Here is a 10,328-nt window from a genome sequence, read left to right as displayed (position 1 = left end):
GATCCGGTTCCGGCCCTCGCTGCGCCACCCCGCGGTGCGGACCGCGGCCGGCCTCTCGGGCTGGACGCTGGGCTACGTGATCGCCAACCAGGTGGCGGCCCAGACGGTGCTGGTGCTGGCGGTGTCCGACGCCGGCGCGGTTCGCAGCTACCAGGTGGCGTTCATCTTCTTCCAGCTCCCGCACGGCCTGCTCGCGGTGTCGCTGATGACGACCTTCCAGCCCGACCTGGCCCGCGCGTACGTCCAGAAGGCGTGGCCGACGTTCCACGCCCGGATGCTCCAGGGCCTGCGCCTGCTCGTCACCGTGATGGTGCCGGCCGCGGTCGGCTACCTCACCCTGGCGGTGCTCGTCGTCCGCCTCGGGCCCGACGCCACGCTGCTCCAACCCGACGGCGCGCTCGAGGAGGCCGTTCCCGTGGCCCGGGCCCTGGCCGGCTTCGCCCCGGGGCTGCTCGGCTTCTCGGTGTACCTGTTCGTGCTGCGGGGCTTCTACGCCCTGCAGGACACCCGGCGACCGTTCTGGATCAACGGGGCCGAGAACCTGATCAACATCGTCGTCGCCGTCGCCCTGTCGGTGCCCTTCGGGCTCATCGGTCTCACCTCGGCCTACTCCACCGCCTACCTGGTGGGCTCGGTGATCGCCCTGGCGATGCTGCTGCGCCGACTGCCCGCCGGGTTCGACCTGCGGGGCTTCCTCACCACCCTGGGCCGGTGCCTGGGCGCCGCCGGCCTGATGGCCGCGACGGTCGTCGCCGTGGTGGTGGGGGCCACCTCGATCGATCCCGACGCCCTCGTGGTCGGCGTGGGGGTGGCGGTGCCCATCGGTGGCCTGGTCTACGTCGCCGCCGCCGTGGTGCTCGGGGTGGTGCGCGACGCCGGGCTGGCCGGGCGCCTCCCGGCTCGCCTCGGCGGCCGTCGGCACGCCTGAGTGCCCCCTGCCAGCGGCCCTGCGGGCGTGGCGCTCGACGGGGCGCGACCGATCGGTATGCTCGATCCCATGATCAAGCTGATGCGTCGCTTCTGGAAGTACCTCACCGCCAGCGGCAACGTCAAGTTCAACGAGAAGGCGGACCCGAAGATCCAATTGGAGCAGGCGATCTCCGAGGCCCAGCAGAACCACCGCACGCTCACCGAGCAGGCCGCCAACGTCATCGCCCAGCAGAAGCAGACCGAGCTGCGGCTGAACCGCTCGATGGAGCAGCTCGAACGGCTCAACGGCAATGCTCGCCAGGCGATCCTCATGGCCGAGGAGGCCTCCAAGGCGGGCGACACCACCAAGGCCGAGGAGTACACCCGAGCCGCGGAGACCATTGCCAACCAGCTCATCACCGTCGAGGCCGAGGTCGAGGAGCTGCGCTCCATGGCGCTGACCTCCACCCAGGCGTCGGACCAGGCCAAGGCCGCGGTGTCCCAGAACGGCATGCTCCTGCAGCGCAAGCTGGCCGAGAAGCAGCAGCTCCTGAGCCAGCTCGAGCAGGCCAAGATGCAGGAGCAGATGAACACGGCCATGACATCGCTGTCGGCCACCGTCGGCGACGACGTGCCCACCCTCAACGAGGTGCGGGACAAGATCGAGCAGCGCTACGCCAAGGCCAAGGGGATGTCGGAGCTCCAGGGGACCTCGGTCGAGGGTCGGATGCTCGAGGTCGAGCAGGCGTCGCAGAACACCCAGGCCCAGGCCCGCCTCTCCCAGCTGAAGGCCGAGCTCGGCCTCGGCGCGTCCGACACCGCGTCCACCTCCGCCGCGCCCACCCCCTCCGAGCTCACCGGCGAGGCCGCTCCCTCCCCCGAACCCGCCACCGAGCCGGCCCCCACCAGCCAGCCCCCGCCCGGCACCTCCTGAACCATCAACCCGATCGGCGCTCGGCCTCGCCCTCCCGTTCTGTGTCCAGGTTCAGCCCCTCAGCCGAAGTTGGCACCGAGAAGGGAACACGCCGGGAGGTCAGCGGGGGAGGACGACGAGGTCGTCGCGGTGGATGACCTCGTGGCGGGTGCCCTCGGGGAGGTTCGCGGTGCGCACGCCGGCGACGCCCCGGAGGGCCTCGACCCCGTAGCTGACGATGCCCTTGGCGAAGACCGCGCCGGCGTCATCGGCGACCTCGACCGCGGCGCCGGGGCCGAAGCGACCCTCGGCCCCGACCACCCCGGCGGGCAGCAGCGACCGTCCGTCGGCCTCCAGGGCTCGGCGCGCCCCGCCGTCGACCACGACGGTGCCCGACGAGCCGATGGCGAAGGCGATCCAGAGCTTGCGGGCCGAGAGCGTGCGCGACCGGGGGCGCACGACGGTGCCCACGCCCGGGACGTCGGCCAGCGCGTCGGCCACGATGCCGGGCCGATCGGCGGCGGCGATCACGGTGCGGACGCCGGACCAGGCCGCGATCTTGGCCGCCGCCAGCTTGGTGGCCATGCCGCCGCTGCCCCGCGCCGTCCCGGCCCCGCCGGCGAGGGCCTCCATGTCGTGGTCGACCTCGAGGATCTCCTCGATGAGCGAGGCCGAGGAGTCGAGGCGCGGGTCGGCGGTGAGCACCCCGGCGATGTCGGTGAGCAGCACGAGGGCCTCGGCCCCGACCAGGTGGGCGACGAGGGCGGCGATGCGGTCGTTGTCGCCGAAGCGGATCTCGTCATCGGCGATGGCGTCGTTCTCATTGACGATGGGCACCACGCCGAGCTCCAGCATGCGCCCGAGGGTGGCCCGGGCGTGGAGGTACTGGTCGCGCACGGCGAAGTCGAGCGGGGCGAGCAGCACCTGACCGCCGATGAGGTCATGCGCCGCGAGGTGGCGGTCCCACACCCCCATGAGCCGGCTCTGGCCGACGGCGGACACCGCCTGGAGCGTCACCGGGTCGCGGGGCCGGGCCCCGGCGAGGCCCAGCACCGGCAGCCCGGCGGCGATGGCCCCGGACGTCACCGCCACCACGAGGTGTCCGCCCGCTCGGGCCGCGGCGATCTCGGTGCAGACCTTGGCCACCGCGGCCTCGTCGATGGCGCCCCGCTCGTCGGTGAGCGACGACGAGCCGACCTTCACCACCACCCGACGCCCCGGACTCCTGGCCCCGGTCGCGACGCCTGTCCCCGAGGTGGGTCCCGGCGCCGTGAGGCTTGCGCCGAGCGGTGAGCCCACGCCCGAGGTGAGCCCAAGGTCGTCCTCGGCGCCCTCGGCGTCGGCGGGATCGGTCACCGAGTCAGGGCGGGCGGTAGATCTGTCGTCGGCGCCGGTCGGGTCGGTCACGGGGTCAGCCGGAATGGCCGTCGGGCACGTAGACGAACGTGAACCCGCCGATGCGGACCTCGTCGCCCTCCCGGGCGCCCGCCTTGACCAGGGCCCCGGGCACGCCGAGGCGCTCGAGGCGCTCGCGGACGTAGGCCTGGGCGTCGGGTGTGGTGACGTCGGAGAGGGCCACGGAGCGCTCGGCGGCGCGACCGACGATGCGCAGCGCCCCGTCGTCGTCGCGCACGACGCTGATGCCGCTCGGGGCGGGTCGGTGGACGACGAAGCCCTCCGCGGTCGCTTCGGCCTCCCGGGCGCCGCCGACGAGGTGGGCCAGGCGACCGACGAGCGGAGGCAGCCCGGCGCCGGTGACCGACGAGATGAGGTGCGTGGGCCCGGTCGGATCGGCGCCGACGGCCGCGTCATCCGCGGCATCGGCGCGCACCGAGGCGGGCTCATCGGGCGGGTCGTCGGCCACGTCGAGCTTCGAACCCACCACCACCCGGGGCCGCTGGAGCAGCTCGGGTCGGTAGGCGCCCAGCTCGGCGAGGAGGATCCGCTCCTGTTCCTCGGGCGGGTGGGGCGCCAGGGGCGAGAGGTCGACCAGCACGCAGAGCACCCGGGCCCGCTCGATGTGGCGGAGGAACTGGTGGCCGAGGCCCCGCCCTTCGCTGGCGCCCTCGATGAGGCCGGGGATGTCGGCCACGACGATCTCGGTGCCCTCGTCGATGCGCACGACCCCGAGGTTCGGCTCGAGGGTCGTGAACGGGTAGTCGGCGATGCGGGGTTTGGCCGCCGAGACGCGGGAGATCAGGGTGCTCTTGCCCACGTTGGGGAAGCCCACCAGGGCCACGTCGGCCATGAGCTTGAGCTCGAGGGTCAGCCACTGCTGCTCGCCCGGCTCGCCCTGCTCGGCGAAGGACGGGGCCCGGCGCCGGTTGGAGAGGAACCGAGCGTTGCCGCGGCCGCCCTGCCCGCCGCGGGCCGCCTGCCAGCGGTCGCCCGAGCTCACCAGGTCGGCGATCACGTCGCCGTGGGGGCCGCGCACCACCGTCCCGGGGGGCACGTGGACCACGAGATCGACGCCGGAGCGACCGTGGCGCTTCTTGCCCTGGCCGTGCAGCCCGGAGGTCGCCCGCCGGTGCGGGTGGTCGCGGAACGCGAGCAGCGAGGCCACGTTGTGATCCGCGACGAGCCACACCGATCCGCCGGTGCCGCCGTCGCCGCCGTCGGGGCCGCCGAGGGGCACGTGGGCCTCGCGCCGCACCGACACCGCACCGGCCCCGCCGTCGCCGCCCCGCACGTTCAGCTGCGCTTCGTCGACGAACCCGGACATCCTCACGAGCCTACGAGCCGCGACCCGAGCGCTGGCTGACGGACCGCCACCGACGAAGGATGCGCCCCGGTGTTGCACCCCCTCCGTAGGGTGGAGAACATGGAGGAGAAGGAGGTCGCCGTCGCCCACGCCCCCGTCGTGGTCGGCCCGCCCGGGATCGACCTCGTCGAGCGACGTGCTCGCGAGCAGCACGGGGCGGCGGCCGCCGCACCCGGGGCCACCCGCTCGGTCGGCGCCGGCACTCGCGCCGTGCCCGAGGAGCCCGATCGTCTCCGCACCTGCTTCGAGCGCGATCTCGACCGCATCCACCACAGCAAGGTCTTCCGCCGCCTGGCCGGCAAGTGCCAGGTGTTCATCTCCCCCGACGACGACCACCTGCGCACCCGCCTCACCCATGCCATCGAGGTCTGCCAGGTGGCGGTCAGCATCTCCCGGCCCGTCGGTCTCAACGTCGCCCTCACCGCCGCCGCGGCCACGGGCCACGACTGCGGCCACGGGCCGGCCGGCCACGCGTCGGAGGGGGCGCTGTCGCCCTTCGTCGAGGGCGGCTACCACCACGCCGCCTACGGCGCCGACGTCGTGCTCGCCCCTCTCAACCTCTGCGCCGAGACCCTCGACGCGGTGCGGAACCACTCGTGGAACCGCCCGGCGCCCGCCACCCCCGAGGGCGAGGTCGTGGCCTGGGCCGACCGCATCGCCTACGTCTGCCACGACTTCGAGGATGCCGCCGCCGCCGGCATCGTGGACCCGACCGACCTGCCTGCGTCGGTGGCCGACGTCATCGGTCGCGACCGGCGCACCCAGCTCCACCGCCTCATCGTGGCCATGGTGGAGACCATCGCCGAGACCGGCACCGTCGCCCTGCGCTCGACCGAGGCCGAGGCGCTGGCCGCCTTCCGGGCCTTCAACTACGAGCGCATCTACCTGCGGCCCGAGGCCGTCGACCAGGCCGACCGGGCCGCCCGCCTGATCGGCGCCCTCACCGGCTTCTTCCTCGAGCACCCGGCGGCCATGGGCGCCGACGGCCAGGGCCTGGCGCCGGGGGCGCCCGAGGCCACCGCCGCCGCCGTGCGCTGGGTGAGCGGCATGACCGACCGCTACGCCATCGCCGCGGCCCGCGACCACCTCGGCTTCGTCGATGCCGCCCTGCCCCGAAGCGCCTGATCAGGTCTCGCAGAGAAGCCCTCACATGCGCGCGTGAGCGGTCGTTCAGGGGACGGTGGCAGGTAGCAGGGCAGAGCACCGCGCAGCGCGGGTCCAGGGCTCAGGGCGAGAGACCGCTCCGCGCGCGCCAACGCCCCGGCGACGTGTTCGCCACCACCGTCCCCCGGTCGCAGCGGCGGGGCGGCGGACCCGGCGGGAGCGGGGCGCCGCCCTCGTCGAGCTGGCCTTCACCGGCCTGATGCTCTCGATGATCATCTTCACCACCATCGACTAGGGGCGGGTCGCCCAGTACCAGAACCGCATGTCGAACGCCGTTCGCGAAGGCGCGGCGATCGCCCAGCTGTACCCCGGCTTCGTCGAGTCCGGCTGCGTGACAATGGGAACGGGTTCGACCATCAGATCAGGGATCAGGTCGTGGGTGCGACCCCTTGCCCGCCGGCAGGGCCGTTCGACGGCTGCGACATGCTGATCCCGATCGCCGATGATGGTGAGGGGAACGGCAACAACATCCAGATGCACGCAGTCGCTTGGGCCGTGTTCCACATCACCGGCAACGGGCGCGGCAACCCCAAGTACTACGGCGAGTTCGTCAGCGACGCGCCCTACGTCACCAGCGGGGGCACCAGCGACGGCACCCCGACCGAAGGCACCCCGCGGGTCATCCGGCTCATCGACTGACCCCGCCACGGTCCTGCGACTGCCGCGCCGGGTACCCTCCCGCACCGTGAGCTCGGCTGCACCAGAGCCCCGTACCCGTCAGCCCGGGGCCGACCTCCGTCTGCTCGTGCCGTTGCGGCCCCAGGGCCCCATCGAGGTCATCGACCGGGCCACCCACCTGCTGCGCACCCGGGCCGCCGACTTCCTCACCATCAGCCTGGGCGTGCAGATCCCCATCTGGCTGATCCTGGCCCTGGTGCTGCGCGACGAGTGGGCCGGAGGGGTCAACGACAACATCGCCTGGTTCTGGCTCGCCCTCTTCCCCCACCCGGTGACCCTGGGGCTCCTGCTCGACCGGGCCGGCGATGCCAGCACCTTCGGCATCTTGTTGTCACGGGCCCTCCCCTCGTTCGGGTTGGCGGTGGTGGGCGGCGCCTGCGGGGTGCTCGTCCATGACTGGTCGCTCGGCCGGGCGACGCGAGGCGGCGAGGCGCTGCTGCGGGTGGCCCGCCGCCTCCACGTGCTGCTCGCCATGTGGGCGATCATCCACGTCCTCCAGCTGGTCACGTGCATCGGCGTGGCCCTCGGGCCCCTCGTGTTCGGCATCGCCGCGCCGCTGTGGGGAATGGAGGGCCTCGGCGCCTGGAGCGGCGTCGTGCGCTCGTGGCGACTGTCGTTCCGGCGGTTCTGGCCGCTGCTGCTCTCGATCCCGATCGCCACCCTGGTCTCGGGGCTCACCGGCGGCCTGCTCGGCGCCATCGGGGTCCCGATCCTCATCAGCCTGACCGGCGGGTGGGTCGACGCCGGGGGCACCGCGGCCACCGCCCTGGCCGGGGCCCTGCCCCACCTCGTGCTCGATCCGCTGCTGGCGACGGCGATGGCCCTGATCGCCCTCGACCTCAAGGTCCAGGCCGAGGGCTACGACCTCGAGGTCGAGCTGGCCGAGGCCGAGCAGTCGGCGCGCGTCGATGGCTGAGCCGATCGCCCGGCAGGCCCCCGACGGGCCCCAGCTGCCGAACGACCCCGACGTCGATCCCGACCGGATCCGCCGGCGAGCCGACGAGATCCTCGAGGGCAACGAGTACCAGGCCCCCGAGGAGCGCGACACCACGCTGCTCGACCGGATCCGCGACTGGGTGGACGACCTCTCCCCCGATCTCTCCGGTCCGGCCGGGAGCGGCGCCGCCGATCTGCTGTCGTTCGTCGTCGTCGGCCTGGTGCTGGTCGCGGCGATCGGCGGCACGGTCTGGATCGTGGCCACGTCGCGACGACGGCGGGCCGCCCCCGACGATGACCGCGACACCGAGGTGGAGCTGACGCCGATCCGGACCGCCACCGAGTGGGAGGACGAGGCGGTGCGCTGCGAGCGCGAGGGTGACCACCGGGGCGCGGTGCGGGCCCGCTTCCGGTCTCTCACCACCTCGCTCGCCGCCCGACACCTGGTGGCCGACACGCCGGGGCGCACCGCGGGCGAGCTCCGGGGCGACGTGGCCGAGCGGGCCCCCGCACTGGTGGCGCCCTTCGAACCGGCGGCGGAGCTCTTCGAGCGGGTGTGGTTCGGGGCTGCGCCGGCCGGACCCGAGCAGTCCCGCGCCGCGCGCGACCTCGCCGAGCGGGCGCTGGCCGCCGCACCCCGGTCGCCGGTGGCCACCGCCTCCGCCTCCGCCTCCGCCGCCGCCGCCGGATCGGAGCCGACGTGACCCGCCGGCGCGGACTGCTCGCCGGGGCGGCCGTCTTGGTGGCCCTCGTGGTCATCCTGGCACTGTCGGACCCCACCGAAGACCGCTACTCGCGGCCCCCGCTGGATCCTCGCGGCACCGGTCCCGACGGCACCGCGGCGCTCGTCGAGCTGCTCCAGGCCGAGGGGTCAACGGTGCGCCTGGGCGGGTTGGCCTCGGACGCCGACGACGTCGTCGTCCAGCTCGCCGACCGGCTCGGGGGTGAGCCCGCCGCCGACCTGCGGGCGTGGGTCCGTGCCGGGGGCACCCTGGTCGTCGCCGACCCCGATGGCGCCCTGGCCCCGCCCACCGTCCGCGGCTTCTCCGTCGATGTCGACGAGCCCACCGACTGCGAGCTGACCGCCCTGGCGGAGCTCGATGCCCTCGACCCCGGCCTTCCGGCCGTGTTCGACACCGAGCCGGAATCGTCGTCGTGCTTCGTCGGGCCGACCGAGGACGGCCGGGGCGCCGCCGCGGTCGACGTCCGCACCCTCGGCTCGGGCCTCGTGGTCGCCGTCTCCTCGACCCTCCCGCTCACCAACGAGGCCCTGGGCCGGGGCGACAACGCCGTGCTCGCCGCGGCCCTGGTGGCTCCCGGCGAGGGCCGGCGGGTGCGGGTGCTCGACCCCAACCGCTTCATCGGCGACGCCGGCGAGGTGGGCGACGGCACCGTGCGGGGCGCGCTCCCCCGGCGCGGTTCGGAGGCCCTGTCCCAGCTCCTCGTGGCCTTCGTCGCCTGGGCCCTCATCTCCGGGCGACGCCTGGGCCAGCCCGTGACCGAGGAGCTCCCCGTCCCCCTCCCCGCCTCGGACCTCGTGCTGGCCTCGGGTCGGCTCCTCGACCGCAACGGTGACGTCAGCGACGCGGCCGAGCGCCTGCGCCGGCGGGCGCGACGGGACATGGGTGTGTCCATCGGGCTCGGACCGGATCCGGCTCCCGTCGAGCTGGCCGACGCACTCCGGGGCCGGGCCGGGATCGATGCCGACCTGGTGCACCGCGCCCTGCTCGCCCCCGTGGTCGACGAGGCCGCCCTCGTCGCCACCTCCTCCCACCTCGACCGCCTCCGAAGGGACCTCTACCAGTGACGAACGGCCACGACCCGTCTCTGCCCCCGCCCCCCGGCGCCCCGGCGTCCGGTGCCCCGGGCGCTCCTCATCCCCCGTCCGGAGGACCACCTCCACCCCCCGCCCCGCCTCCGCGCGCGTCCGGTCCCGGCACGAGCGCGCCCCCCGGCGTCGGGGGCCCCGGGCCGAGCGGCGGCGCGACCGACGGGCGTGAGGTCGTCCGGGCGGTGCGGGCCGAGGTCTCCAAGGTCGTCGTCGGCCAGGACCCGGTGCTGGCCTGCCTGCTCGCCGCCCTGCTGGTGCGGGGCCACGTCCTGCTCGAGGGCGTGCCCGGCGTGGCCAAGACCCTGCTGGTCAAGACGCTCGCCGCCACCCTCGACCTCGAGATGAAGCGCATCCAGTTCACCCCGGACCTGCTGCCATCGGACGTGACGGGCCAGCTCGTGCTCCAGGGCGGCACCGACTTCACGTTCCGGCCCGGCCCGATCTTCACGAACCTGTGCCTGGCCGACGAGATCAACCGCACCCCGCCCAAGGCCCAGGCCGCACTGCTCGAGGCCATGGAGGAGCGCCAGGTGTCCGTCGGCGGCGAGACGCGCCCCCTGCCCGAGCCCTTCGTGGTCGTCGCCACCCAGAACCCGGTGGAGTACGAGGGCACCTACCCCCTGCCCGAGGCCCAGCTCGACCGCTTCTTGTTCAAGGTCGTCGTGCCCTACCCCTCGGCCGACGCCGAGCTCGCCATCCTGGGCCGCCACAACCAGGGCATGGACGTCCACGACCCGTTCGCCGCCGGCATCCGCCGGGTGGCGGGCCGCGCCGACATCGAACAGGCCCGCGTGGCGGTCCGGGGCATCCGGGTCGACGACGTGGTCCTGCGCTACCTCGTCGCTCTCACCCGGGCCACCCGCGACGCCCCGTCGGTGTCGCTCGGCGTGTCGCCCCGCGGCGCCGCCGCCCTGCTGCACGCCACCAAGGCCTGGGCCTGGCTCTCGGGGCGCGACTTCGTCACCCCTGACGACGTGAAGGCGGTGGCCCGCCCCGCCATGCGCCACCGGCTCGGGATCCGCGCCGAGGCCGCGCTGGAGGGACTGACGCCCGACAGGGTCATCGAAGGCATCCTCGCCACCGTGCCCAGCCCCCGCTAGTGCCCGCTCGACGGAGCGGCCCCGCTCCCGTTCCCG

10 protein-coding genes are annotated in these 10,328 nt (G+C 74.2%); 8 read left to right on the top strand and 2 right to left on the bottom strand.

Annotated features, from left to right (window positions below; all coding sequences use genetic code 11):
• Together VNL12_RS07150 and VNL12_RS07145 are read left to right on the top strand one after the other, a co-directional pair.
• A partial coding sequence (locus VNL12_RS07150; RefSeq protein ID WP_325592974.1) for a lipid II flippase MurJ occupies nucleotides 1-928 on the top strand: 928 nt, incomplete at its 5' end.
• Between the two features lie 57 nt (nucleotides 929-985).
• The gene (locus VNL12_RS07145; RefSeq protein WP_414654858.1) at nucleotides 986-1,843 is read left to right on the top strand and encodes a PspA/IM30 family protein; all 858 of its coding nucleotides are present in this window, start codon (nucleotides 986-988) and stop codon (nucleotides 1,841-1,843) included.
• A 99-nt stretch (nucleotides 1,844-1,942) separates the two neighbouring features.
• Here the strand turns inward: VNL12_RS07145 and proB are convergent, their stop codons facing one another.
• Together proB and obgE are read right to left on the bottom strand one after the other, a co-directional pair.
• Nucleotides 1,943-3,178, bottom strand: a complete 1,236-nt coding sequence (proB, locus tag VNL12_RS07140) for a glutamate 5-kinase (RefSeq protein ID WP_325592970.1) — start codon at nucleotides 3,176-3,178, stop codon at nucleotides 1,943-1,945.
• A 55-nt stretch (nucleotides 3,179-3,233) separates the two neighbouring features.
• A complete protein-coding gene (gene obgE, locus VNL12_RS07135; protein ID WP_325592968.1) occupies nucleotides 3,234-4,544 on the bottom strand; it encodes a GTPase ObgE in 1,311 nt (436 codons plus the stop codon).
• A 69-nt stretch (nucleotides 4,545-4,613) separates the two neighbouring features.
• On the opposite strand from obgE, the gene VNL12_RS07130 reads away from it, so the two are divergent.
• From VNL12_RS07130 to VNL12_RS07105, 6 genes are all read left to right on the top strand, one after another.
• Nucleotides 4,614-5,708, top strand: coding sequence for an HD domain-containing protein (locus tag VNL12_RS07130; RefSeq protein WP_325592966.1), 1,095 nt, complete (start codon nucleotides 4,614-4,616; stop codon nucleotides 5,706-5,708).
• Nucleotides 5,709-6,170: 462 nt separating this feature from the next.
• On the top strand, nucleotides 6,171-6,386 hold the full coding sequence (locus tag VNL12_RS07125; protein WP_325592964.1) for a hypothetical protein: 216 nt from the start codon (nucleotides 6,171-6,173) through the stop codon (nucleotides 6,384-6,386).
• A 46-nt stretch (nucleotides 6,387-6,432) separates the two neighbouring features.
• Nucleotides 6,433-7,341, top strand: coding sequence for a hypothetical protein (locus VNL12_RS07120; RefSeq protein WP_325592962.1), 909 nt, complete (start codon nucleotides 6,433-6,435; stop codon nucleotides 7,339-7,341).
• Nucleotides 7,334-8,065, top strand: coding sequence for a DUF4129 domain-containing protein (locus VNL12_RS07115; protein ID WP_325592960.1), 732 nt, complete (start codon nucleotides 7,334-7,336; stop codon nucleotides 8,063-8,065). Before VNL12_RS07120 ends, VNL12_RS07115 begins: the two co-directional genes overlap by 8 nt.
• Nucleotides 8,062-9,168 (top strand): DUF4350 domain-containing protein, encoded by a 1,107-nt coding sequence (locus tag VNL12_RS07110; protein ID WP_325592958.1) that lies wholly within the window; start codon nucleotides 8,062-8,064, stop codon nucleotides 9,166-9,168. Before VNL12_RS07115 ends, VNL12_RS07110 begins: the two co-directional genes overlap by 4 nt.
• A 20-nt stretch (nucleotides 9,169-9,188) precedes the next feature.
• Nucleotides 9,189-10,292, top strand: a complete 1,104-nt coding sequence (locus VNL12_RS07105; protein ID WP_414654860.1) for an AAA family ATPase — start codon at nucleotides 9,189-9,191, stop codon at nucleotides 10,290-10,292.
• Nucleotides 10,293-10,328 lie beyond the last annotated feature (36 nt).

It is taken from the genome of Iamia sp. (genome assembly GCF_035575815.1).
In the GTDB taxonomy this organism is placed as follows: Bacteria; Actinomycetota; Acidimicrobiia; order Acidimicrobiales; family Iamiaceae; genus Iamia.
This window is presented reverse-complemented; position numbering and strand designations above follow the sequence as displayed.

Excerpts from the sequence above, each read along its gene's own strand:
- VNL12_RS07145 (WP_414654858.1), top strand. The coding sequence starts at position 986 with ATGCTCGATCCCATGATCAAGCTGATGCGTCGCTTCTGGAAGTACCTC.
- obgE (WP_325592968.1), bottom strand. The coding sequence starts at position 4,544 with ATGTCCGGGTTCGTCGACGAAGCGCAGCTGAACGTGCGGGGCGGCGAC.
- VNL12_RS07125 (WP_325592964.1), top strand. The coding sequence starts at position 6,171 with ATGCTGATCCCGATCGCCGATGATGGTGAGGGGAACGGCAACAACATC.
- VNL12_RS07115 (WP_325592960.1), top strand. The coding sequence starts at position 7,334 with ATGGCTGAGCCGATCGCCCGGCAGGCCCCCGACGGGCCCCAGCTGCCG.